We start from the raw sequence: 24,760 nt of genomic DNA, 5'->3' as shown, positions 1-24,760 counted from the left end.
AGATGATCACAGTGACCGAAGCGACCGCGACCGCGGGAGCACTCAAGCGCCTCGCCGACGAAGGCGTCTCCGTCTGGCTGGACGACCTCTCACGCCGCCGGATCGACTCCGGCGACCTGGCCGGACTCGTCGCGCACGGCGGTGTGGTGGGCGTGACCACCAACCCCTCCATCTTCCAGGCCGCCATCGGCTCCGGCGAGGGCTACGAGGAGCAGCTGACCGGCCTCGCCGTGCGGGGCGTCACGGTCGACGAGGCCGTACGGATGATGACCACCGCCGACGTGCGCGCCGCCGCCGACGTCCTGCGGCCCGTGTACGACGCGACCGGCGGCCGGGACGGCCGGGTCTCCATCGAGGTCGACCCGCGCCTGGCCCACGACACGAAGGCGACGGTCGCCGAGGCCAGGCAGCTGGCCTGGCTCGTCGACCGGCCCAACGTCATGATCAAGATCCCCGCGACGAAGGCCGGCCTCCCGGCGATCACCGAGGTCATCGGCCTCGGCATCAGCGTCAACGTCACGCTGATCTTCTCGCTGGAGCGCTACCGCGAGGTCATGGACGCCTACCAGGCGGGCCTGGAGAAGGCGCTCGCCAAGGGCCTGGACCTCTCCGCCGTCCACTCCGTGGCCTCCTTCTTCGTCTCCCGCGTCGACACCGAGATCGACAAGCGGCTGACGGTCCTCGGCACGGCCGAGGCGCTCGCCCTGAGGGGCCGGGCGGCCCTCGCCAACGCACGGCTGGCGTACGAGGCGTACGAGGAGGTCTTCGGCGCCGAGCGCTGGAGCGCCCTCGCCGCCGCCGGGGCCAACCGGCAGCGCCCGCTGTGGGCCTCGACGGGCGTGAAGGACCCGGCGTACAAGGACACGCTGTACGTCGACGAGCTGGTCGCCCCCGGCACCGTCAACACCATGCCGGAGGCCACTCTGCGGGCCACCGCCGACCACGGCGAGATCACCGGCGACACCGTCACCGGCCGCTACGCGCAGGCGCGCGCCGACCTGGCCGCCGTTCAGGCGCTGGGCATCTCCTACGGCGAGGTCGTCCAGCGGCTGGAGGACGAGGGCGTCGCCAAGTTCGAGACGGCCTGGCAGGACCTGCTGGACGCCGTCACCAAGTCGCTGGACGCCAAGGGGGTCGACGCGGAATGACCGAGGTTCCTGCCACCGTCTGGGACAACCCGCTGCGCGACGCGCGCGACCGGCGCCTGCCCCGCATCGCCGGCCCGTCCGGTCTCGTCATCTTCGGCGTCACCGGGGACCTGTCCCGCAAGAAGCTGATGCCGGCCGTCTACGACCTCGCCAACCGCGGCCTGCTGCCGCCGGGCTTCTCGCTCGTCGGCTTCGCCCGCCGGGACTGGGAGGACGAGGACTTCGCGCAGATCGTGCACGACGCGGTGCGCGAGCACGCCCGGACGGAGTTCCGCGAGGAGGTCTGGCAGCAGCTCGCCGAGGGCATGCGGTTCATCCCCGGCGACTTCGACGACGACACGGCGTTCAAGCAGCTGCGCCAGACCGTCGACGAGCTGGACCGGGCCCGCGGCACCAGCGGCAACTACGCCTTCTACCTCTCCGTACCGCCGAAGTTCTTCCCCAAGGTCGTCCAGCAGCTCAAGAAGCACGGCCTCGCCGACGCCCCCGAGGGCTCCTGGCGGCGGGCGGTCATCGAGAAGCCGTTCGGGCACGACCTGGCGAGCGCGCGCGAGCTGAACGCGATCGTGCACGACGTCTTCGAACCCGACCAGGTCTTCCGCATCGACCACTACCTGGGCAAGGAGACCGTCCAGAACATCCTGGCGCTGCGCTTCGCCAACCAGCTCTTCGAGCCGATCTGGAACCGGTCCTACGTCGACCACGTGCAGATCACCATGGCCGAGGACATCGGCATCGGCGGCCGGGCGGGCTACTACGACGGCATCGGCTCCGCCCGTGACGTCATCCAGAACCACCTGCTCCAGCTCATGGCGCTGACGGCGATGGAGGAGCCGGCCTCCTTCGACGCCTCCTCGCTGCTGACGGAGAAGCTGAAGGTCCTCAAGGCCGTCAAGCTCCCGGAGGACCTCGGCCGGCACACGGTGCGGGCGCAGTACGCGGCCGCCTGGCAGGGCGGCGCGAAGGTGCGCGGCTACCTGGAGGAGGACGGCATCGACCCGGCCTCCACCACGGACACCTACGCGGCCGTGAAGCTGAACATCGACAACCGGCGCTGGGCGGGCGTGCCGTTCTACCTGCGCACCGGCAAGCGGCTCGGGCGGCGGGTCACCGAGATCGCGGTGGTCTTCCAGCGGGCGCCGCACTCGCCGTTCGACTCCACCGCCACCGAGGAACTCGGCGAGAACGCGATCGTCATCCGCGTCCAGCCCGACGAGGGCGTCACCGTCCGCTTCGGCTCCAAGGTGCCGGGCACCTCGATGGAGATCCGGGACGTGTCGATGGACTTCGCCTACGGCGAGTCCTTCACGGAGTCCAGCCCGGAGGCGTACGAGCGCCTCATCCTGGACGTCCTGCTCGGCGACGCCAACCTGTTCCCCCGTCACCAGGAAGTGGAAGAGTCCTGGAGGATCCTCGACCCGATCGAGGAGTACTGGGCGAACAACGGCAAGCCCGCGCAGTACGCCTCGGGGACCTGGGGACCCGAGGAAGCCGACGAGATGCTCGCACGAGACGGACGGAGCTGGCGCAGGCCATGAAGATCGACCTGACCGACACCACGGCAAGCAAGATCAACAAGGCGCTGGTGCAGGGTCGCCGCGCCCTCGGCACGCCCGCCGTGGGCATGGTCCTGACGATGGTGATCGTCACGGACGAGGAGAACGCCTACGACGCGATCAAGGCGGCCGAGGAGGCCTCGCACGAGCACCCTTCGCGCACCCTGGTCGTCATCAAGCGGCACGCCCGCACCCCGCGCGACCGCACCAACTCCCACCTGGACGCAGAGGTGCGGGTGGGCGCCGACGCGGGCACCGGTGAGACCGTCGTGCTGCGCACCTACGGCGAGGTCTCCGAGCACGCCGACTCCGTCGTCCTGCCGCTGCTGCTGCCGGACGCGCCGGTGGTCGTGTGGTGGCCGGTGGAGGCGCCGGAGGTGCCCGCCAAGGACCCGCTGGGCGCCCTCGCGCAGCGCAGGATCACCGACCTGTACGCGGCCGAGAACCCGCTCGAGGCCCTGGAGAGCCGCGCCCGCTCCTACGCGCCCGGCGACACCGACCTGGCCTGGACCCGGCTCACGCCGTGGCGGTCGATGCTGGCCGCGGCCCTGGACCAGGCGCGGGCGCAGATCGTCTCGGGCGCGGTGGAGGCCGAGGCGGAGAACCCGGCCGCGGAACTGCTGGCGCGGTGGCTGGAGGCACGGCTGCGGGTGAAGATCGAGCGCGTGGTCACCGCCGGCCCGGTCGTCACCGCGGTCCGGCTGGGCACCGCCGACGGCGAGATCGTCATCGACCGCCCCGAGGGCCCGCTGGCCACGCTCTCCCTGCCCAACCAGCCCTCGCGCACCCTGGCGCTGAAGGTCCGCACCACCTCCGAACTCATCGCCGAGGAGCTCAGGCGCCTCGACGCGGACGAGATGTACGCCGTCGCCCTGCGCGGCGAGGCCGTCAAGGAGAACGTCTGATGTCCGACACCCCCCAGCTGGAGCGGCGGCCCGAGTGGACCGCGTTGCAGGATCACCGCGCCCAGGGGCAGCCGCACCTGCGTGAGCTGTTCGCGGCGGACCCGCGGCGCGCGGAGCGGTACGTCGTGCGCGTGGGCGACCTGCGCATCGACTACTCCAAGCACCTGGTCACCGACGAGACCCTCGCCCTGCTGCAGGAACTGGCCGCCGCCACCGACGTGTTCGGGCTGCGCGACGCCATGTTCCGCGGCGAGAAGATCAACCTCACCGAGGACCGGGCGGTGCTGCACACCGCGCTGCGCGCCCCGCGGGACGCGGTGATCGAGGTCGACGGCGAGAACGTCGTGCCGAAGGTCCACGAAGTCCTCGACAGGATGGCCGACTTCGCCGACCGGGTCCGCTCCGGCGAGTGGACCGGCCACACCGGCAAGCGCATCAGGAACGTCGTCAACATCGGCATCGGCGGCTCCGACCTCGGTCCGGCGATGGCGTACGAGGCGCTGCGGGCCTTCACGGCACGGGAGCTGACCTTCCGTTTCGTGTCGAACGTGGACGGCGCCGACCTGCACGAGGCGGTGCGCGACCTGGACCCGGCGGAGACGCTGTTCATCGTCGCCTCCAAGACGTTCACCACCATCGAGACGATCACCAACGCCACCTCGGCCCGCACCTGGCTGCTGGACGGGCTCGGCGACGACAAGGCCGTCGCCCGCCACTTCGTGGCGCTGTCGACCAACGCCGGCAAGGTGACCGAGTTCGGCATCGACCCGGACAACATGTTCGAGTTCTGGGACTGGGTCGGCGGGCGCTACTCGTACGACTCCGCGATCGGCCTGTCGCTGATGATCGCCATCGGCCCGGACCGCTTCCGCGAGATGCTCGACGGCTTCCGGATCGTCGACGAGCACTTCCGCAACGCGCCCGCCGAGGCCAACGCCCCGCTGATCCTGGGCCTGCTCGGCGTCTGGTACGGCAACTTCTTCGACGCCCAGTCGCACGCGGTGCTGCCCTACAGCCACTACCTGTCCAAGTTCACCGCGTATCTCCAGCAGCTGGACATGGAGTCCAACGGCAAGTCGGTGCAGCGCGACGGGCGCCCGGTGGACTGGCAGACCGGGCCGGTGGTGTGGGGCACGCCCGGCACCAACGGGCAGCACGCCTACTACCAGTTGATCCACCAGGGCACCAAGCTCATCCCGGCGGACCTGATCGGCTTCGCCCGCCCGGTCGCCGAGCTCTCCGACGAACTCAAGTCCCAGCACGACCTGTTGATGGCCAACCTGTTCGCGCAGGGCCAGGCGCTCGCCTTCGGCAAGACCGCCGACGAGGTGCGCGCCGAGGGCGTGCCCGAGGAACAGGTGCCGCACCGCACCTTCAAGGGCGACCACCCCACCACGACCATCCTGGCCCGTGAACTGACCCCGTCGGTCCTCGGCCAGCTCATCGCCCTCTACGAGCACAAGGTGTTCGTGCAGGGCGCGATCTGGAACATCGACTCCTTCGACCAGTGGGGCGTCGAACTCGGCAAGGTGCTCGCCAAGCGCGTCGAGCCCGCCCTCACCGAGGGCGCCGACGTCCCCGGCCTCGATCCCTCCACCACCGCACTCGTGGCCGCGTACCGCGAGCTCAAGGAAGTGAACTGACACCATGCAGCTCGGTCTGATCGGTCTCGGCAAGATGGGCGGCAACATGCGCGAGCGGCTGCGCCGCGCGGGCCACACCGTCGTCGGCTACGACCGCAACCCCGACCTGTCCGACGCGGCGAGCCTCGCCGAACTCGTGGACAAGCTCGAAGCCCCGCGCACCGTCTGGGTGATGGTCCCGGCCGGCGGCCCCACCCAGTCCGTCATCGACGAACTCGGCGACCTGCTCTCCCCCGGTGACGTCGTCGTCGACGGCGGCAACTCCCGCTGGACGGACGACGAGAAGCACGCCGAGGAGCTCGGCGCCAAGGGCATCGGCTTCGTCGACGCCGGTGTCTCCGGCGGTGTGTGGGGCCTGCAGAACGGCTACGCCCTGATGGTCGGCGGCGACAAGGAGCACGTCGAACGCCTGGAGCCGGTCTTCGAGGCGCTCAAGCCCGAGGGGCCGTACGGCTACGTCCACGCCGGCCGGGTCGGCGCCGGGCACTTCTCCAAGATGGTCCACAACGGCATCGAGTACGCCATGATGCAGGCCTACGCCGAGGGCTGGGAGCTGCTGGAGAAGGTCGACTCCGTGGACAACGTCCGCGAGGTCTTCCGCTCCTGGCAGGAGGGCACCGTCATCCGCTCCTGGCTGCTGGACCTCGCGGTCAACGCCCTCGACGAGGACGAGCACCTGGACAAGCTCAAGGGCTTCGCGCAGGACTCCGGCGAGGGCCGGTGGACGGTCGAGGCGGCCATCGACAACGCGGTGCCGCTGCCGGCCATCACGGCCTCGCTGTTCGCCCGGTTCGCCTCCCGCCAGGACGACTCCCCGCAGATGAAGATGGTCGCCGCGCTGCGCAACCAGTTCGGCGGGCACGCCGTCGAGTCGAAGTAGGCGGCCGTGGGGGACCTTCTCCTGGTCCGCCACGGCGAGACGGAGTGGAGCGCGTCGGGCCGGCACACCAGCTTCACCGACCTGCCCCTCACCGAGCACGGTGAGGAGCAGGCCAAGGCCCTCGCTCCCCTCCTCTCGCAGCGGACCTACGCACTCGCCCTGACCAGCCCGCTCGCCCGCGCGATACGCACCGCCGAACTCGCCGGCGTCTCCGGGACGGTCGTCGAGCCCGACCTGCACGAGTGGGACTACGGCGCCTACGAGGGCGTCACCACCGTCGAGATCCACCGCACCCGCCCGCACTGGGACCTGTGGCTGCACGGCGTCCCGCCGGGCGCCGAGAGCCCCGGCGAGTCCCCGGCCGAGGTGGGCCTGCGCGCCGACCGCGTGCTGGCCCGCGTCGACGCCGCCCTGCAGAACCGCTCGGGCGACGTCGTCCTCGTCGCGCACGCCCACTTCCTGCGGGTCCTCGCGGCCCGCCGGCTGGGCCTGACCCCGGCGGACGGGCGGCTGTTCCAGCTCGCGACGGCCACGGTCAGCCGCCTGTCGACCGAGCACGGCCGCCCGGTCATCGCCGAGTGGAACACCCGGCCGTGACACCCCCGGCCCGGGCTACAGCACGTCGCCGAACTCGCTCAGCACCCCGGGCGGTGCCAGCGCGTTGACGTAGTGGCCCGGGCCGTGGTCGTCGAAGGAGTACTTGAACGGGATGGTCCGGGTCAGCGCCAGCCGGGTCGCGAAGAACGCCAGCGGCGCGACGACGGCGAGGCCGGCCAGACTGTCCATCTGCGGGTAGTGCAGGCCGGGTTCGGTCACCTCCGTCCAGCCCCGGGCGCCGGTGCTCACCAGCGGCCGTACGGACCGCCGTACGCCCTCCGCGGCCCGTACCAGCAGCCCTCCCCAGTCCCGGTTGACGGCCGTGCGCACCAGGTCGGACGGCAGGGTGAGGGCCTCGATCGCCGAGTCGGCGGCGAAGGTGAGGCCGGCGTCGACCGGGCCGTGGTGCCGGCGGTAGTGGAACTCGCGGCCGAAGGGGGCGTACGGGCCGACCGGGCGGGGCGGCAGGGCGGGCACGACGTCGCGGTCGAAGATGTAGCGGAGCATGCGGTCGCGCAGGAGGTGGCTGTCGTGCGGGCCCGGGGCCTCCTCGCAGGCGCGGGCCAGGTCGGGGCCGCCGACCATGGGCTGACCGAAGGTGTAGACGGCCTTGAGCTTCTCGGCGATGCGCCGGTAGCGCGGCTCGTACACCAGGGTGAGCGCCATGATCGCGGCCATGGCGGCGCCCAGGCTGTGCCCGGTGATGTACAGGGCCTCCAGGCCGTCGCCGCGGGTGCCCTCGATCTCCGGGTTGACCGACAGCCCGCGCCGGGCGCGTTCCAGGGCGTCGATGACGGCGTGGCGGGTGGCGCGGACGTTGCGGTAGAAGCCGGCGTGGACGTCGTACCGCCTGCCGTCGAGTTCGACGGCGAGCATCTCCGGCCGGACGTCGGCGTCGGTGAGGATGCTGATGATGTCCTCGGGCTGGGTGCCGCGGTAGCACAGGATCGCCACCCTGCGGTCCCTGTCCTGGACGAGGTAGGCGGCGGACGCGATGTACATGGCGTCCACGCGCTGTTCCAGCACCCGGCACTCGTTCTCCTCCAGCCCGAGCCGGGCCATGATCATGGAAACGGTCTGCGGGTCGCCCTTCTGCTCCCAGCCGGCGTACGCGTACGCCGCGCAGGTGGCGAGGACGTGCGGGACGACCCCGTCGGGGTCCGGCTGGTGCTTGTCCTCGACGAGCCGGTCCACCAGGTCGGGGTAGACCGGGAAGCCGCTCGGATCGGTGTCCGGCTTGCACGGGCGCAGCGCGGTGTAGGCGGGCCCTTTGACGTATGTGTCCCGCATGTGGGACCTCCCCCGGGACGTCTGCGGGTGGTGAGCACACCACCGGGGCCGCGGGCCGTCAACCGAGCAGGAGTCGTTCCCCGGCCACGGCGGGGGTGGCCGGGTGGGGTTGCTGGGAAGCCCGGGAGCCGGCGGCACCCGTACGGTCCCGGCTGACGAGCCCCTATGCCGCTCGCCGTGCACTTGTTCGCATGGGGCGCAAGGTGGCGCACAACGGCGCGAACCGTCGCTGTGACGTGTCTGTGCCGCCGGTAGCGTGCGGGGCCCTGTCCCGTACGCAGTCGTACGAAGGAAACCGAGCGATGGCCGAGACCGGGCGGCGAGAACCGCGGTACGAGCACTACGAGGGCGGCAGTCCCCAGGCGGAGCGGCTGGTGTTCGAGCAGCTGGCCCGCGAGCTGATGGAAGTGCAGGTCAGGAACCGCCGGGCCGGCGGCGGGGGGATCTCGCGCACCTTCCACGCCAAGGCGCCGGTGGCGGTGGAGAACGCGCGGCTGCGCTTCCACGACGACCTGCCGGCGGCGCTGCGCGTCGGGTTCGCCCAGCCGGGCGCGGAGTATCCGGCGGTGGTACGGCTGTCCAACGCGAGCGGCATCCGGCAGGGCGACGGCGCCCCGGACCTGCACGGCGCGGCGGTACGGGTGCGGGTGGCGCAGGACGAGAGCCACGATCTGCTGGCGACGGGCTATCCCGTCTCCCACGCCCGCAACGCGCGGGAGTTCGTGGCGTTCGCCAAGGCCATGGCGGGCGCGAAGAGCCCGGTGCGCAAGGCGTTCGGACTCTTCGTGAAGCTGCCGCTGGCCGTCGGCCTGGGCACCGCGAACCGGATGCGCCGCAATGTGCAGGCGGCCACCCGGCACACCGTGGACTCCCTCGCCACCGAGACGTTCTGGAGCCGGGGCGCGATCCTGTGGGGCGAGGCGGGACCGGTGCGGTTCCTGTTCCGGCCGGCGCCCGGCACGCCGCCGGCGCCGTCCCCCGACCGCCGCGATCCGGACCTGCTGCACCGGGAGTTCGCGCACCGGCTGGCGCGCGGGGACGTCGCCTACGACCTGTGCGTGCAGCGGTTCGTCGACGAGCGGCGAACCCCCGTCGAGGACGCCTCGGTGGAGTGGAAGGACGCCGTGGCGCCGGCGATCGCGGTGGCCCGGCTGACGATCCCGGGCCAGGACCTGGACTCGGCCGAGGCCCGCGCGGCCGCCCGCCGGATCGAGGACCTCGCCTTCAACCCCTGGTACACCACGGACGACTTCCGCCCGCTCGGCAACATCAACCGGGCCCGCAAGGCGGCCTACGAGGCGGCGAGCGCGCACCGGCTGGGCCTGCGCTTCGTGACCGGGGAACCGCTGCGCAACCGGCTCCTGGGCCGCCCCACGGAGGCCGTGTTCGCGCTGCTGAACCGGTATGTGCCCTGGCACCGGCTGCCGTTGCAGCTGAGCCTGCTGAACCTGGTGTTCCTGCGCAAGGTGCTGCGCCGGCGCAACCTGATCGACACCGAGCCGCGCGAGGCGCCGCCGCGGGCGCAGCCGGTGCCCGAGCCGATCCCGGAGCGGCTGCGCGGCGAGCGGTCGTACGACGGCACGTACAACGATCTGTCGGCCCCGCGGATGGGCGCCGTCGGCTCGGCCTTCGGCCGCAACCTCAAGCCGGTCTACCGCCCCGACCTGTTCGACACCCCCAACCCGGTCACGGTCAGCCGCCGCCTGCTGTACCGCGAGAACTTCGTGCCGGCGACCTCGCTGAACATCCTCGCCGCGGCCTGGATCCAGTTCCAGGTGCACGACTGGGTCAACCACCGGCGTCACAAGCCCGGCGAGCGCAGCGTGGAGGTGCCGTTGCCGCCCGGCAGCGGGCCCTGGCACAACACGCCCGGCGGGCCCGCCGAGACCGTGATGCGGTTCGCCGACAACGAGGGCATCGAGGTGCCGGGCGCGCCGCCGGTGCTGTTCGGCAACAACGCCTCGCACTGGTGGGACGGTTCGGAGGTGTACGGCGAGGACGAACAGACCGCGCGCTTCCTGCGGGAGGCCGACGGGCGCGCCGAACTGCGCCTGGAGGACGGCCATCTGCCGGGCGGGGGCAACGGCCACATTCCGCTCACCGGCTTCAACGAGAGCTGGTGGATGGGCCTGAGCGCCATGCACACCCTCTTCGCCCGCGAACACAACGCGGTGTGCGCCGCGCTGCGCGCCGCGTACCCGGCGATGAGCGAGGAGCGGATCTACCAGACGGCCCGGCTCGTGGTCTCCGCGCTGATCGCGAAGATCCACACGGTGGAGTGGACGCCGGCGATCCTCGCCACCGAGGCGATCGACATCGCGCTGAAGACCAACTGGCAGGGACCGCCGAGCAACTGGCTCAACCAGCTGGGGCTGTGGCTGTTCGAGGCGCACTCCCTGACGGGCATCCCGAAGACGCTGCCCGACCACCACACCGCGCCGTACTCGCTGACCGAGGACTTCGTCACCGTCTACCGCATGCACCCGCTCGTCCCGGACGACTTCGAGCTGCGCGAGCACCACTTCGGGCAGCGTCTGGAGACGGTCGGCTTCCTCGACATCCAGGGCGGTGCGGCCGAGACGCAGATCCGCAAGACGGGGCTGGCCAACACCCTGTACTCGTTCGGCATCGCGCACCCCGGCGCGATCACCCTCCACAACTACCCGCGCGCGCTCCAGCAGTTCGAGCGGGACGGGGAGATCATCGACCTGTCGGTGGTGGATCTCGTACGGACCCGGCGGCGGGGCGTCCCGCGCTACAACGACTTCCGGGAGGGCCTGCACAAGCAGCGCATCCGCTCCTTCGAGGAGCTGACGCAGAACGCCGAGACGCTGGCCCGCCTCAAGGACGTCTACCGCTCCGTCGACGAGATCGACACGGTGGTCGGCCTGTTCGGGGAGAACCCGCCCACCGGGTTCGGTTTCAGCGACACCGCGTTCCGCGTCTTCATCCTTATGGCGAGCCGGCGCCTGCAGTCCGACCGCTTCCTCAACGTCGACTACCGGCCGGAGGTGTACACCCCGCTGGGCATCGACTGGGTGGAGAGCAGCGGCGTGGACTCCGTCATCCTGCGCCACTGCCCGGAGCTGGCGGCGCTGCTGCCGCGCGGGGCGAGCGCGTTCGCGCCGTGGCGGACGGTGCGTCCGTCGCAGGACGGGAGCGGCGGATGAGCGCGGCCGGCGGTGAGCGGGGTCTTGCGGACCTGCTCACCCGTCCCCTGCTGCCCACCCTCTGGCACCGGCGCACCCACCGCGTCAGCCGGGGTGCCTCGGTGCCGGCCGGGTCGATGAGCCACCGCTCCACGCAGTTGCCGCAGCCGCTGTCGGAGCTGGAGGAGGCGGTGCTCATCGCGATGACCGGCTGCTCCGGGCTCACCATGCCGGACCGCCCCTTCGAGGACCCGCGCGACGGCAAGCCCATCATGGCCAAGCCCAACCTCACCATGGCGGGCCGCACCGCCGGCAGCCCGGACAACTCACAGGGCACGCACTTCTTCCTGATCAACAACACCGGTACGTACTACCTGCGCAAGCTGCCGCCCGCGCCCCGGGAGCCCTTCGACGCCGGGACGTTGGTGGCGCGCGCCCGCGAGTCCAAGGTGCGCGTCCTCGACCGGCGGCTCGACGTGCCCGAGGACCGGCGGGACTTCCCGGCGTACCTGGACTCGAACCGGTTCCTGTCCAACCTGCCGGGGACGACCGTGTTCTTCCCGGTGGTCGATCTGTCGCACCAGTACATCAACGCGCTGATGTACCTGCTGACCCAACCGGACGGCGCCCGGCCCACGTTGGTCGACGACCGCAACTTCTACCGGCCGGCCGGGGTGCGGAAGTGGGTGCGCAACGGCTTCCTCAACGGCGACCTGAAGCTGCCGCTGGGCGCGCTCGGGCCGATGCGCACGCAGATCGAGGCCGACCTGCTGCTGCAGAACCTGATGCTGACCGCGGAGGCGATGGGCCTGGGCGCCTGGATCCACGCGTCGCTCAATCCCCAGATCGCCCTGGGCGACCCGAAGTTCTCGCGCGCCTACGGCCGCATGCTCGGCTTCACCTTCGTCACCCCGCGCTGGCGCCTGGCCGACGTGTGGCGCTGGCACGTCCCGCTCCCGAAGTACGCCACGCTGCGCTCGCATCCGGTCGGCCTGACCTCGCCCGAGGGCGAGGAGCTGATCGCGGCGGCCTGTCCGCCGGCGTACCAGTCGATGGCGGACGCGGTGGACTCGGTGATCCGGGCCAAGTTCGGCGCGGGCGGGATCTACACCGACAAGGACGTCTTCACCCGTATCTACAAGGAGGACTACGGGCAGCGGTATCTCGCCGAGGCGAGCGAGTACGAGGAGCGGGTGATCGACTGCGCGCGGGACGTGTGCGCGTACATCCTGCGCACCCACCGCCGTTTCCCCGCCCACACGGACGCGATCCACGTGCCGGGGATCTGGTTGCAGGCCCACCACGTGGAACAGGAGTACTACGAGCGGTTCTTCGTGAACGGGCTGACCGAGACGCACCGGCGCCATGCGAGGGTGTGGGACTAGAGTTCCCGGTTTGTGGAGATCAACGACCTGACGCCGGCCGAGGAACGGGTGTGGCGGGCGTTCGCGACGGGGGCGGCGGTCGACTTCCGCCGGGGGCACGAGGAGGAGGTGGCCGCCGGCTGGGGGCCCGAACGCACGGTCCGCGCGGCCGTGTTGCGGGCCCTGCTGCTCGACGGGCCCCAGGAGCCGGGGGAGATCGCCGCACTGAAGCTCGCGGGCGCCCGGATCACCGGCGTGCTCGACTTCCAGTACGGGGCGACGGATCAGGCCGTACGGCTGAGCCACTGCCGCTTCGACGAGGTGCCGCGGCTGTACGGGGCGCGGTTCCGCCAGCTCAACCTGAGCGATTCGGTGCTGCCGGGGCTGACGGCGGCGACCTTGCGGGTGGAGGGCGTGCTGCGGCTGACCGACTGCCGGTTCGAGGGGCCGGTACGGCTGGGCGGGGCGCAGATCTCCGGGGCGCTGTTCATGGACCGGGCCGTCTTCGACGCGCCGGACGCGGGCGAGCCCGCCGTCCAGCTGAACCAGGCATGTGTGGGCGACGACCTCTGGGCGCCCGGCCTGGTGGCCCGCGGGCAGGTCCGGCTCACCGGCGCCACCGTCGCCGGTTCGGTCAACTTCCGCGACACGGTGTTCGAGACGGCCTCCGGCACCGCGCTCGACGCGCAGAACCTCACCGTCGGAGCGGACGTCCGGGCGTCCTGTCTCGCCGCGCGCGGAGGGGTCGACGTCCGCGGCTCCCGCATACCCGGCTGTCTCGACCTGCTGCACGCCCACCTCTCCCACCCCGGCGGCACGGCACTGCGGGCGAGCAGCTGCGCCATCGGCGAGCTGTGGCTGCGCCGCGGCGAGCGCATGCAGGGCGCCCTCAACCTGCGCCGCTCCCAGATCGAACTCCTCACCCTGGAACCGGCGATGCTCCCGCGGCAGGTGTACGTCAACGAGCTGACCTACACCGCCCTGACCCCGCACGAGCCGGCCGAACGCCGCCTGCCCATGCTGGAGAGCGACGGCGACGGCTATGTCCCCTACGCCTACGAGCAGTTGACCGCGGCCTACCGCCGGGTCGGCGACGACCACGCCGCGCGTCTGGTCCAGCTCGCCAAGCAGCGCCGGCTGCGCGCCACCCGCGCCTGGTACGGCCGCGTCTGGGGCTACGTCCAGGACGCCACCGTCGGCTACGGCTTCCGCCCGCTGCGCGCCTGCGCCTGGCTGCTGTCCCTGCTCGCCGCCGGCACGCTCGCCTACGCCCTGCACCATCCGCGGCCCCTGAAGGCGTCGGAGGCCCCGCACTTCAACCCGGTCTTCTACACCCTCGACCTGCTGCTGCCGGTGATCTCCTTCGGGCAGGAGGACGCCTTCGCCCCGGACGGCTGGTACCAGTACCTCGCCTACGGTCTGATCGTCACCGGCTGGATCCTGGCCACGACGGTCGTCACCGGCGTGACCCGGTCCGTCAGCCGCCAGTGAGGTGCTGGGCGGCCAGCCGCACGGGCGCGTTGGCGGCGCCGTATCCCGCGTAGCCGCCGTCGCGCTGGACGAGTTCGAAGAAGACCCGGCCGACGGTGCGGGTGTAGCAGTGCCGGAACTCGCCGTGGGCGTCCCGGTCGTAGAGGATGCCGAGTTCGCGGTACGTCTCCAGCTCCTCCTCGGCGAGGTCGAAGCGGGCGGCGAGGTCGTCGTAGTAGTTCGCCGGCACCGGCAGCAGGCGTCCGCCCGCCGCGCGGAAGCGCCGGGCCGCCGTCACCAGGTCCTCGGTCGCCAGCGCGATGTGCTGGGCGTGCAGGGTGTCGTCGTCCGGTGCCGCGCCGACGGACAGTGCGATCCGGACGCTGCCGTCGGCGTTGGTGACGGCGCGGCTGCGCAGCAGGCCGTAGGGGTCGGCGACGTCCACGCTCTCCTGGGCGCGCAGGCCGAGGACGCCGCGGTGGAAGAGGGTGGCCTCGTCGAAGTGGTGCCAGGGCTGCACGAGGGCGAGGTGGTCGATGCGCCGTACGGTCGCGTCCGGCGCGTCGTGCCGTACGTCCGCGAAGTCCGCTCGCCAGTCGGGGAGTTGGGGGCGGCCGGTGGCGCAGAAGAACAGTTCCGTGCCGTCGGGGGCGGCCACGGCGTCCAGCGGCGCGTCCTCGGGGGCGCGGCGGCGCGGCAGCACCGGCGCGAGCAGGGCCTCGGCGCGCCGTGCCGCGCCCGCGGGGTCGGGTGACTCCAGGCCGATCGCGGCGAGCGCGGTGCCCTCGCGGCGGGCGGCGGGCCCGGTGTTGACCAGGACGCGGGCCTCGCCCTGCTGCCAGAGGTCGACCGGTTTGCTGCGGTGCCGTGCCGTGCGGGCGAAGCCGAGGGCGGACAGCGTGGCCGTGACGGGTTCGGCGTCCGGGGTGAGGAGTTCGGCGAAGGCGATGCCGGTCGGCACCACCGGGGCGGGCGGCGCGCTCACCCCGGCCGCCTCCTGCAGCACGAGCAGCGAGCGGTGCGCGTCGACGGCCGTGGGGCCCGCCTCGGCCTGCCGGAAGACGTCGTTGAAGACCTCCAGGGAGAGCGGGCCGGTGTATCCGGTGCGCAGGACGTGCCCGAGCAGGCCCGCGACGTCGAAGCCGCCCTGACCGGGGAAGCAGCGGTGGTGGCGGCTCCACTGCAGCACGTCCATGGCGAGCAGCGGGGCGTCGGCGAGCTGGAGGAAGAAGATCTTCTCGCCGGGGATGTCCTCGATGCCCTTGGGGTCCGAGCCGCGGGAGAGGATGTGGAAGCTGTCGAGGCAGGTGCCCAGGGCCGGGTGGCCGGCCGTCTCGACGATGTGCCAGGCGTGGTCGTAGGTGTTCACGTGCCGGCCCCAGGCGAGCGCCTCGTAGGCGACGCGGATGCCGAAGTCCTGGGCGAGGTCGGCCAGTTCGCTCAGCTGCCGGGCGGCGAGGTCGTCGTCGTCCACCGTGTGGGGCGAGACGCTGGAGCAGACCAGGACCGTGTCGGCGCCGAGCCTGCGCATCAGCTCGAACTTGTGCCGGGCGCGGCGCAGGTTGCGGGCGAACAGGTCGGCGGGCACGGCCTCGATGTCCCGCATCGGCTGGTAGAGGTCGACGGTGAGGCCGAGGTCGGCGCACCGGGTGCGGACCTCCTCGGGTGACAGCGGGCTGGCCAGCAGATCGTTCTCGAAGATCTCCACCCCGTCGAAGCCGGCCCGGCTCGCGGCGGTGAGCTTCTCGGTGAGCGATCCGCTGAGGGAGACGGTGGCGATGGACGTACGCATCCTGGTGGCCTCTCTTCCTCGTCCTACCGGGGAGTCGCCACGGCGCCCGCCAGTTCCCCGATGTCCGCGAGCATCCGTGCCGCGTCGGGCTCCCGGCCGGTGAACAGGCGGAAGGCGTCCACCGCCTGGAAGACGGCCATGCCCCCGCCGTCGAGCGTGGCGCAGCCCAGGGCCCGTGCGGTGCGCAGGAGTTCGGTCTCCAGCGGGCGGTAGACGACCTCGGCGACCCACAGGCCGGGGTGCAGCAGCTCGGCCGGGAAGGGCAGCCCGGGGTGGGCGGCCATGCCGGTCGGGGTGGCGTGCACGATCCCGTCGGCGGCGGCGAGCAGCTCCGCCAGCCGGTCGGGCGTCGCGGCGACGGCCCGTCCGGCGCCGAAGTGCCCGTTCAGCGCCGCGGCCAGGGCCGCCGCCCGATCGGCCAGCGCGTCGACGACGGTGACGCGCTCCGCGCCGAGGGTGAGCGTGGCGTGCGCGACCGCCGCGCCCGCGCCGCCGGCGCCGAGCTGCACGACCCGCTCCAGGGGCACGTCGGGCAGGCCGCGCGCGAAGGAGGCGGCGAATCCGGTGACGTCGGTGTTGTGGCCGACGGCGCGGCCGTCCTCGAAGACGACGGTGTTGACCGCGCCGAGCGCATCGGCCTGGGGAGCGAGGGCGTCCAGGTGCTCGATGACGAGCTGCTTGCACGGGTGGGTGATGTTCAGCCCGTCGAAGCCCAGGTCCCGCGCCGCCCGCACCAGGTCGCCGACGGCCCGCGGGGGCACCCCGAGGGTGTCGATGTCGATGAGCCGGTACAGATAGCGCAGGCCCTGCCGGTCGGCCTCGCGCTCGTGCAGGGCCGGACTGAGCGAGGGGCCGATGCCCGCGCCGATCAGTCCGACGAGAAACGAGTCCTTGGGCACACGGACCTCCCGAGCCGAAAGCTAATGTACGAACCAGTACGTTAGCTATATCAGCCGAACCACCCCACGGGAAGCCCCCGTCTAGAATCTGGCGCACCGGCCGCTCTCCCGAAGGAACCCGATGACCAGCGTCGACGAACCGGCACGACCGAACGGACGGATCCGCGACGCCGCCCGCACCCGGGCCGAGATCCTCGACGTGGCGACGCAGGAGTTCGCGCGGGCCGGCTACGACGGCGCCCGGGTCGACGAGATCGCCGCCCGCACCCGCACCACCAAGCGGATGATCTACTACTACTTCGGCGGCAAGGAACAGCTGTTCACGGCCGTCCTGGAGCGGGCCTACGGCGTGATCCGCGAGGCCGAGCAGCAGCTGGACGTCGAGCACCTGGACCCGGTCGCGGCGATCCGGCGGCTGGCCGAGCTGACCTTCGACCACCACGAGCAGCACCCCGACTTCATCCGCCTGGTCAGCATCGAGAACATCCACGGGGCCGAGCACATCGCCGCCTCCGCCGAGCTCGGCAGGATCGGCTCCCCGGCGCTCGACGTGATCCGCCGGATCCTGGCCGCCGGGCAGGAGTCCGGCCTGTTCACGGCCGACGTGGACGCGGTCGACCTGCACGCGATGATCAGCTCGTTCTGCTTCTTCCGGGTCGCCAACCGGCACACCTTCGGCGCGCTGTTCGGCCGCGACCTGGTGGACCCCGCCCAGCGCGAGCACTACCGCGCCATGCTCGGCGACATGGTGATCGCCTACCTGACGGCGGAACGCGCGGCGGACTGAATGCCGCCGCGCCACCTCTTGACACCGGGGAAACACGGACGCAACATCCCTGGCAACCGCTACTAACTATCCAGTGGGTTAATTGACTGGGTAGCTCCGGATCCCCGAAGGAGCTCGCCGTGACCCTCCCCGTCCCCGACGCCCCGCCCGGCCAGCCGCGCAAGGCGGCCCTGGCCGCCTGGATCGGCAGTGCGCTCGAGTACTACGACTTCTTCATCTACGGCAGCGCCGCCGCCCTGATCTTCCCGAAGATCTTCTTCGACACCTCCGACCCGGCGAACGCGACCCTGCTGTCGCTGGCGACCTTCGGCGTCGCCTACGCCGCCCGCCCCGTCGGCGCGCTCTTCCTCGGCCACTTCGGCGACCGCCTCGGCCGTAAGAAGATCATGGTCTTCACGCTGATCCTGATGGGCCTGTCGACGTTCCTGATCGGCTGTCTGCCCACCCGCGCCCAGGTCGGCACCCTCGCGCCGGTGCTGCTGGTGGCGTGCCGGGTGCTGCAGGGCGTCTCCGCGGCGGGCGAGCAGGCCAGCGCGAACTCCATGACGCTCGAACACGCGCCGCCCCACCGGCGGGGCTTCTTCACCAGCTTCACCCTCGGCGGCACCCAGGGCGGCCAGCTGATCGCCACCCTGGTGTTCATCCCGGTCGCGGCCCTGCCCGAGGACCAGCTGCTGTCCTGGGGCTGGCGGGTGCCGTTCTGGGCGAGCATCGTGGTCGCCGCCGTCGGCTACCTCATCCGGCGCCGGCTGGAGGAGACGCCGGTCTTCGCGGCGCAGGCGGCCTCGGCAGGCGTCGTGCGGCTGCCGCTGCTGGTGCTGCTGCGCGAGCACTGGGCGGACGTGCTGCGGGTGGTCGCGGGGGCGCTGGTCGCGTCCGTCTCGACGATCTTCACGGTGTGGGCGCTGGCGTACGCGACGAGCGACGCGGTCGGCATGTCCCGCTCCTCGATGCTGTGGGTGGGCGCGCTCGCCAACCTGGTCGCGCTCGCCGCGATCCCGCTGTGGGCCACCCTGTCGGACCGCATCGGCCGCCGCCCGGTCTACCTGATCGGCGCGGCGGGCAGCGCGGTGGCGATGTTCCTGTACCTGTGGGCGATCTCGACGGGCTCCTACCCGCTGACGCTGCTGCTGGGCATCCTCGCCTTCGGTGTCGTCTACAGCGCCGCGAACGGTGTGTGGCCCTCCTTCTACGGCGAGATGTTCGCCACCCGCGTGCGGCTGTCCGGGATGGCGATCGGCACCCAGATCGGGTTCGCCGTGGCCGGCTTCGCGGTCACGTTCGCGGCCGAGATCGCGGGTCCGGACGGCACCGACTGGTCGTCGGTGGCCCTGTTCACCGCGGCCCTGTGCGTCCCGCCGGTGATCGCCGCGCTGTCGGCCCGGGAGACGGCCAAGGTGCCGACCGAGCTGCTGGGCGAGCGGGCGTCACGGGAGGCGTCGCAGCGCGAGGCCGTGACGGCCTGAGCGCGGCGGTCCCCGGATCCCCGCCGGGGACCGTCGTCCTCACCCCTCCAGCAGCAGCTCCGTCCACCGGCGGGCCACCCACTCCAGCGAGAACCCCTCCCGGACCTGGGTGCGGGCCAGGCGTCCGGCGGACGTCCACCCCTCCTCCCCCAGTGCGGCGATCGCCTCCGCCATCGCCTCGGGGGTGGGGTGGATCCAGCGCCGGTCGTAGATCTCGTCCGCGCCCGGCCACGGCAGCAGGGCGGGTACGGCGCCCGAGGCCATGCCCTCGGCCGGGGCGAGGTGGAAGCTCTCGTCGTCGCTGGTGGACAGCACGTGTCCGACGCGGCGCAGCCAGCCCGCCACGTCCGCCCCGAACTCGTCGAAGACGACGGCCCCTTCGAGCAGCGGCGAGGTCTGCACCCGGCGCAGGATCGCGTCGTAGTGCGCCCGCTCCTCCGGCTTGTTCCAGATCCACCAGTACTCCCAGGCCGGCTTGGACTTCACCGACAGCCGCCAGCGCGGGTCGCGGGCGCGCAGTTTCTCCAGCACGTCGAGGCCGAGGTCGAGGCGTTTGCGGCTGGGGGCGATGCCGATCATGCCGAGGCGGAAGCGGGCTCCGGGCGCCTTGGGGCGGTCGAGCTGGTCGGTGTCGACCCAGTTGGGCACGACGACGACCTTGGACTCGGGCCAGCCGGTGTGCTCCAGGGTGCGCCGCCGGTAGAAGGGGCTGACGCACACCACCCGGTCGACCGCGCCGATGTCGACCTGCCGCGGCCAGGCGGCCTCCAGCTCGAAGCGGTGCAGCCGGACGATCAGCCGGCTGCCGCGGCGTTTGTGGCGGCTGTACCAGACGGCTGCCGGACCACACCACTCGACGACCACCACATCGGCCCAGTCGGCGAGTTCACGGCCGGCGGCCGGGTCGTGCCGGGAGAGCGCGGGCCAGGTGTCGAGCCGTACCTCGAGACCCGGCAGGGCGCGCAGGTGGTCCAGGAGCCGGGTGAGGAACTTCAGGTCGTGACCGGCGACGCCGACGCGCAGCGGGCGGGTGCGGGCGGCCAGGGCGGGCGGCACGGGCGGGAAGGCCCGCTCCAGGTGGGCGCGCCACCGGTCGGCCGCCCGCCGCAGGGTGTGCCGCTGGGCGGCCTCGCGGCACCGGTCGGCGGCCAGCCGCCGCGCCCGGGGTTCCCGCGCGGCCCGTACGACGGCCTCGGCGGCGTCCGCGAGCGCGGCCCGCCCCGGCACGAACAGCGGGTAGTCGGCGCCGAGCAGCGCCTCGTGGGCGGGCGTGCGGTTGAGCACGACGGGCAGGCCGAGGGCGCCGAACTCCAGGACCTTGGTGGACAGTTCGAGGCTGGAGTCGAGGACGGGGTCGCGCCAGCCCAGGCCCAGGTCGCAGTCGGCGGCGATGCGCATGGCCTCCTCGCGGGGCTGTCCGCCGTGGTGGTGGACGCCGGGGGCGGTACGCAGGGCCCGGGCCATGGCGTCGTGGAAGTCGGGGTCGTCGTGGTGGATCTTGTCGCCGACGGTGTGGAGTTCGGCCCGCACGCCCTGCCCGGCGAGGAGTTCGGGCAGCAGGGTCATGGGCAGGGTGTTCCAGCGGGGGGCGAACTTGCCGGTGTAGACGAGCCGCAGCGGCTCGTGGGCTTCTTGGCGTTCGGGCACCGGGAAGGACGGTTCCGGGACGGCGGGCGGGCTGAGCACGCTGCGGCCGCACGCCTCGGGCACCCAGGTCTCCAGGAAGCAGCGCAACTCCTCCGTCTGGCACAGGAGTCGACGGGAGGCGCCGGCGATGAGGGAGAGCTCCGAGCGGGCCTCCTCGGTCATCTCGGCCGCCGACTGCGGGATGTCGGTGAGGTAGGCCCAGATCCGCCCGTCGAAGGCGCCGTCGGCGACGACCCGGCTGACCAGCCGGCGGCCGCGCAGCACGAGCAGATCGCAGGGGTCCTCGGCGTCCAGCCGGGCCAGCAGCTGCGAGGCCTGGGCGGGCGAGAGGGGGCGCGCCTGCTGTCCGGGGACCAGCTTGTCCTCGTACGGCCTGACGACGGTGACGTTCGCCAGCGCGGCCAGCGGATCGGTCAGCCGGCCGGTGCGGACCGGTGCCTTGAGCACCAGGCGGGTGCGGCAGCCCGCCAGGGACAGGGCCTGCACGGTCGACTGGGCCCACACCGCGGAGCCGTCGATGAGGTTGAGGTCGACGTCGCCGTAGACGAGCGCCTTGAGCGTGCGGGGCACCAGGGCTCCCTTCCCGGTCATGAGGTCGCCTTCGCGCGGACGGCGAGGAGGCGGTGGCCGTGGGCGGACCAGTCCTCGGGGGGCAGGCCGGAGGCGAACAGCGGCCGGCGCACGAGGAGGGGGCGCAGGACGGGCACGAAGACGTGGTCGTCGTCGGCCGGTGTGGCGCCGAGCGCGTCGGCGCCGGAGCGTTCCTGCGCGCACATCAGGTCCAGCAGCAGGGTGGCCGGGCGGTCCTCGGCCAGGTCCGTCCAGTCGGCGACCCAGGGCGCGGTGGGCGCTCCGCCGCGGACGGTGACGCCACTGGCGAGGAGTTCGTCGAAGGCGAGGGCGGGGTCGCCGGGGTCGGGTACGACCACCTCGTGGGGCCGGTGCAGCTGGGCCAGCACCTGGCCGGTCAGGGCGGCCACCTCGGCCTGGTCACGCGGGGCGGCGAGGACGGCCACGCGGCGCTCGGCGAGCGGATCGGGGGCGCCGACGTGCCGGGCCAGCTCCGCCAGCCGCACGCGGGTGCTGTCGTGCAGGAAGGCGTCCCGCAGCCGTTCCCGGCCGTCCGGGTCGAGCCGGGTCAGCCGGACGCCGGTGTCCCGGTCGAGGACGGCGTCCCAGGCGAACCGGGCCAGGCCCGGGGCGACGGCGGCGGGCGCGTCCCGCCACAGGACCGTCGAGCGGCCCGACGACCGCGCCTCGGCGAGGAGTTCGGCGAGTCTGCGGTCGAGGTCGGGGGCGAGCCCGGTGCCGGTGAGCGCCCAGGGGCCCTCGCCCGTGCAGGCGCCGAGCTGGACGACCACCGCGTCCGGGTCGGTGCGCTCGACGAGCAGCCGGCCGTCGTGGGGCAGCAGCCGGTTGACGACGGCGTCGGCGGCGAAGTCCTCGGCGGTGCGGTCGGTGAGCACGCCCGCCAGCACCAGCCGGTCGCGGGGTGTGGCGGCCAGCGCGCGGTGGGCGAGGTGCAGCCGCCCGTCGGCCACGGCGGCTGCCTCCGGCTCGCGCGCCTTGGCCGGGGCCGGCTTCGTGCCGCGCCCGCGTCCGCGCCACATCCCGTACAGCTCCCGGGGCAGGCGCACCGCGCCCCGCCCGGGCGAGCGCGCGGCGGCCACCAGCGCCCGTCCCACCCGCAGCGAGGTCGAGCCCTCCAGCATCGCCACCCGCGCCTCCAGCACCCCGACCCGGTCGCGCGCGGCCCGCAGCGCGGAGGCCAGCTGCTCCTTCTCCCGTACGGCGGCGGCGAGGCGCTCGGCCGTGCCGTCGTCCTTGCGGGCGTCCAGGGCGCGGGCGCGCTCCTCGGCCGTGCGTTCCAGGTCGAGGGCGCGGGCGCGCAGGGTGCGGGAGACGAAGTCGGCGAGGACGTACTCGTCGGCCATGCGCAGTGCGGTGGCGAACCCGTCGGCCGGGACGGGGCGGCCGAACCAGTCGTGCGGCGGCAGGAGTTCGTCGGTGCGGGCGAGGACGGCACCCGCGTGCAGGTGGGTGTAGTCGAGGGCGGCGGCGCGCAGCACCTGGCAGCGATGGGCGACCAGGTCGTCCAGGAGCCGGTGGTAAGGGAGTTCGGACGCGTGGTGGCCGAACAGCAGCAGTCCGCGCCCGCCGGGGCGCATCCGTTCCAGGACGGCCCGGCAGTGCTCCTCGTCGCCGTGCAGGTTGGGGTCGGGGCCGTAGGACAGGAGCACCAACTCCCCCTCGCCGACGTCCTGTTCGCCTTCGCGCAGGGTGATGCCGGGGGGCAGGCCGAGGTAGGGCGCGAGGCGCAGGCCGCGGCCCGCCGTGGCGTCCACGACGGTGGTGACGCCGTCCAGGTGGGGGCGGAGCAGATCGGTCAGGCGCATCAGCGGGTCCTCGTGAAGACGTGGAAGCCGACCAGGTTTTCGCGGAAGCCGTAGGGCCGGAAGAGGGTGTGGGTCAGGCCAAGCGGTTCGAGCACCCGGCGGTAGGCGTCGGTGGGCCGGTGGAGTATGTAGTCGCCGCGCGGTGTGGGCTCGCGGGTGTCCTCGTCGGTGAGGACGAGGCGCCCGGTGAGCCGGACGAGGGAGGCGAGGTTGCGCAGCCCGGCGGCCCACTCGCCGTCGTCCATCACGTGGAACAGGACGTCCACGCAGAGCACGACGTCGTACGGCCAGGGGGCGCGGAAGTCGGTGAGCGGGGCCACGGCGTAGCGGGGGCCGCCGCCCTCCGCGCGGGCCCGGGCGATCGCCTCCCCGCTGGTGTCGAAGGCGTCGACGCGGTGCCCGCAGCGGGCCAGGGCGCGGGCGAAGTGCCCTTTGCCGCAGCCCGCGTCCAGCACGAACAGCGGGGCCTCGGGGCTCGACAGGTCGCCGATGAGGTCGAGCAGCGCGCCCAGCCGCAGCGCGTAGAAGATCTCGTTGCCGGGGCGGTCCAGGCCGATGTGCCCGCCGGAGGCGAGGTCGTCGCGGTCGCGGTGGCGGGCGTCCCAGTAGGCGCGGGTGCGGGGCTCAGCCATGCCGGTCCAGCCACTGGGTGAGCACCCGGGCGATCCTCGGGCCGGCCTTCCCGTCCCACAGCGGCGGTCCCTCCGGGGCGGCGGGCGCGGATCCGGACAGGACCTTGTGCAGGGCGGGCGCCAACTCCTCGGGCGTGACGAGGCGGTTGGTGCCGTGGGTGACGGTGACCGGGCGTTCGGTGGTGGTGCGCAGGGTCAGGCAGGGCACGCCGAGCACGGTGGTCTCCTCCTGGACGCCACCGGAGTCGGTGACGACCGCGGCGGCTCCCCGGACCAGGCTCATGAACTCCACGTAGCCGAGCGGTTCGAGCAGACGCACCCCGGGCGCGTCCGCGAGTCCGGCGGCCCGCAGGGCGGCACCACCGCGCGGGTGCAGGGGCACGGCGAGGTCGAGCTGGGCGGCGGCCTCGGCGAGGGCGCGGGCGGCGGCCCGGGCGGCTTCGGGGTCGTCGACGTTGACGGGGCGGTGCAGGGTGACGACGCCGTAGCGCTCGGGCAGGCCGCGCGCGGTGCGGGCGGCCTCGGGGTCGAAGCGGTCCAGGTGGGTGCGGAGGGTGTCGATCATCGGGTTGCCGACGAAGTGGACGCGGGCCGGGTCCGCTCCCTCGCGGGCGAGGTGGCCGACCGCCTCGGGACTGGTGGCGAAGAGCAGGTCGGCGAGCTGGTCCACCAGCCGCCGGTTGACCTCCTCCGGCATCGCCATGTCGAAGCTGCGCAGGCCCGCCTCCACGTGGGCAAGCGGGATGTGCAGCTTGGCGGCGACGAGGGCGGCGGCCAGCGTGGAGTTGACGTCGCCGTAGACGACGGTGAGCGCGGGTGCGCGGGCGGTGAGTTCGCCCTCCAGGGCCACCAGCAGGTCGGCCGTCTGCCGGGCGTGGCTGCCGGAGCCGACGCCGAGGTCGGTGTCCGGTTCGGGCAGGCCCAGCTGGCGGAAGAAGACGTCCGACATCCGCTCGTCGTAGTGCTGGCCGGTGTGCACCAGGACCTGGTCGCAGCCGGCCTCGCGCAGCGCCGCGACGACGGGCGCGGCCTTGACGAAGTTGGGCCGGGTGCCCACGACATGGAGGATGCGGCCGTTCATGAGGGGTTCCCTTCGTCGCTGCGGCTCCCCCGTTCGGCGGGGTGTCGGCCCCCCGGTT

General features: G+C 72.8%; 18 protein-coding genes. 11 read left to right on the top strand and 7 right to left on the bottom strand.

What is annotated here, in order from left to right; genetic code table 11:
• Window positions 1–2 precede the first annotated feature (2 nt).
• From tal to ACYF6T_RS09740, 6 genes are read left to right on the top strand one after another with little or no spacing between them, the layout of a single operon-like run.
• Entirely contained in the window at window positions 3–1,148 is a 1,146-nt protein-coding gene (tal, locus tag ACYF6T_RS09765) for a transaldolase (RefSeq protein WP_461695158.1), read from the top strand.
• On the top strand, window positions 1,145–2,686 hold the full coding sequence (gene zwf / locus ACYF6T_RS09760) for a glucose-6-phosphate dehydrogenase (protein WP_461695157.1): 1,542 nt from the start codon (window positions 1,145–1,147) through the stop codon (window positions 2,684–2,686). Before tal ends, zwf begins: the two co-directional genes overlap by 4 nt.
• Window positions 2,683–3,609: a glucose-6-phosphate dehydrogenase assembly protein OpcA gene (opcA, locus tag ACYF6T_RS09755; protein WP_461695155.1), complete on the top strand. Its 927-nt coding sequence runs from the start codon at window positions 2,683–2,685 to the stop codon at window positions 3,607–3,609. Before zwf ends, opcA begins: the two co-directional genes overlap by 4 nt.
• Complete coding sequence (gene pgi, locus ACYF6T_RS09750; RefSeq protein ID WP_461695154.1) at window positions 3,609–5,252, top strand: glucose-6-phosphate isomerase; 1,644 nt, start codon at window positions 3,609–3,611, stop codon at window positions 5,250–5,252. The genes opcA and pgi overlap by 1 nt, the downstream gene beginning before the upstream one ends.
• Before the next feature lie 4 nt (window positions 5,253–5,256).
• Complete coding sequence (gene gnd / locus ACYF6T_RS09745) at window positions 5,257–6,132, top strand: phosphogluconate dehydrogenase (NAD(+)-dependent, decarboxylating) (protein ID WP_461695152.1); 876 nt, start codon at window positions 5,257–5,259, stop codon at window positions 6,130–6,132.
• A 6-nt stretch (window positions 6,133–6,138) separates the two neighbouring features.
• Window positions 6,139–6,729: a histidine phosphatase family protein gene (locus tag ACYF6T_RS09740; protein ID WP_461695151.1), complete on the top strand. Its 591-nt coding sequence runs from the start codon at window positions 6,139–6,141 to the stop codon at window positions 6,727–6,729.
• A 15-nt stretch (window positions 6,730–6,744) separates the two neighbouring features.
• On the opposite strand, the gene ACYF6T_RS09735 is transcribed toward ACYF6T_RS09740, so the two are convergent.
• Window positions 6,745–8,019, bottom strand: a complete 1,275-nt coding sequence (locus ACYF6T_RS09735; protein WP_461695149.1) for a lipase family protein — start codon at window positions 8,017–8,019, stop codon at window positions 6,745–6,747.
• A 302-nt stretch (window positions 8,020–8,321) separates the two neighbouring features.
• Between ACYF6T_RS09735 and ACYF6T_RS09730 the strand changes: the two genes are divergently transcribed.
• Genes ACYF6T_RS09730 through ACYF6T_RS09720 form a run of 3 tightly spaced genes read left to right on the top strand, consistent with a single transcriptional unit; the run spans window position 8,322 to window position 14,023 of the window.
• The gene (locus ACYF6T_RS09730) at window positions 8,322–11,189 is read left to right on the top strand and encodes a peroxidase family protein (RefSeq protein WP_461695147.1); all 2,868 of its coding nucleotides are present in this window, start codon (window positions 8,322–8,324) and stop codon (window positions 11,187–11,189) included.
• The gene (locus ACYF6T_RS09725; protein ID WP_461695146.1) at window positions 11,186–12,553 is read left to right on the top strand and encodes a hypothetical protein; all 1,368 of its coding nucleotides are present in this window, start codon (window positions 11,186–11,188) and stop codon (window positions 12,551–12,553) included. Before ACYF6T_RS09730 ends, ACYF6T_RS09725 begins: the two co-directional genes overlap by 4 nt.
• A gap of 12 nt (window positions 12,554–12,565) precedes the next feature.
• On the top strand, window positions 12,566–14,023 hold the full coding sequence (locus tag ACYF6T_RS09720; RefSeq protein ID WP_461695145.1) for a pentapeptide repeat-containing protein: 1,458 nt from the start codon (window positions 12,566–12,568) through the stop codon (window positions 14,021–14,023).
• Here ACYF6T_RS09720 and ACYF6T_RS09715 read toward each other — a convergent pair.
• Both ACYF6T_RS09715 and ACYF6T_RS09710 read right to left on the bottom strand, forming a co-directional pair.
• Complete coding sequence (locus tag ACYF6T_RS09715) at window positions 14,010–15,794, bottom strand: bifunctional sugar phosphate isomerase/epimerase/4-hydroxyphenylpyruvate dioxygenase family protein (protein WP_461695143.1); 1,785 nt, start codon at window positions 15,792–15,794, stop codon at window positions 14,010–14,012. The genes ACYF6T_RS09720 and ACYF6T_RS09715 overlap by 14 nt on opposite strands.
• Before the next feature lie 23 nt (window positions 15,795–15,817).
• Window positions 15,818–16,693: a shikimate dehydrogenase gene (locus ACYF6T_RS09710; protein WP_461695141.1), complete on the bottom strand. Its 876-nt coding sequence runs from the start codon at window positions 16,691–16,693 to the stop codon at window positions 15,818–15,820.
• 121 nt (window positions 16,694–16,814) lie between these two features.
• Here ACYF6T_RS09710 and ACYF6T_RS09705 point away from each other — a divergent pair, with 121 nt between their 5' ends.
• Together ACYF6T_RS09705 and ACYF6T_RS09700 are read left to right on the top strand one after the other, a co-directional pair.
• Window positions 16,815–17,480 (top strand): TetR/AcrR family transcriptional regulator, encoded by a 666-nt coding sequence (locus ACYF6T_RS09705; protein ID WP_461695140.1) that lies wholly within the window; start codon window positions 16,815–16,817, stop codon window positions 17,478–17,480.
• 119 nt (window positions 17,481–17,599) lie between these two features.
• Entirely contained in the window at window positions 17,600–18,946 is a 1,347-nt protein-coding gene (locus ACYF6T_RS09700; protein WP_461695138.1) for an MFS transporter, read from the top strand.
• Window positions 18,947–18,985: 39 nt separating this feature from the next.
• Here the strand turns inward: ACYF6T_RS09700 and ACYF6T_RS09695 are convergent, their stop codons facing one another.
• From ACYF6T_RS09695 to wecB, 4 genes are read right to left on the bottom strand one after another with little or no spacing between them, the layout of a single operon-like run.
• A complete protein-coding gene (locus ACYF6T_RS09695) occupies window positions 18,986–21,184 on the bottom strand; it encodes a glycosyltransferase (protein WP_461695137.1) in 2,199 nt (732 codons plus the stop codon).
• Window positions 21,181–22,989, bottom strand: coding sequence for a hypothetical protein (locus tag ACYF6T_RS09690; protein ID WP_461695136.1), 1,809 nt, complete (start codon window positions 22,987–22,989; stop codon window positions 21,181–21,183). Before ACYF6T_RS09690 ends, ACYF6T_RS09695 begins: the two co-directional genes overlap by 4 nt.
• A complete protein-coding gene (locus ACYF6T_RS09685) occupies window positions 22,989–23,621 on the bottom strand; it encodes a class I SAM-dependent methyltransferase (RefSeq protein WP_461695134.1) in 633 nt (210 codons plus the stop codon). Before ACYF6T_RS09685 ends, ACYF6T_RS09690 begins: the two co-directional genes overlap by 1 nt.
• Complete coding sequence (gene wecB / locus ACYF6T_RS09680) at window positions 23,614–24,702, bottom strand: non-hydrolyzing UDP-N-acetylglucosamine 2-epimerase (RefSeq protein WP_461695133.1); 1,089 nt, start codon at window positions 24,700–24,702, stop codon at window positions 23,614–23,616. The genes ACYF6T_RS09685 and wecB overlap by 8 nt, the downstream gene beginning before the upstream one ends.
• Between the last annotated feature and the right edge of the window lie 58 nt (window positions 24,703–24,760).

Source organism: Streptomyces sp. 7R007 (assembly GCF_054850255.1).
The sequence above is the reverse complement of the archived record's forward strand: the minus strand, read 5'-3'. Positions and strand labels throughout refer to the sequence as shown.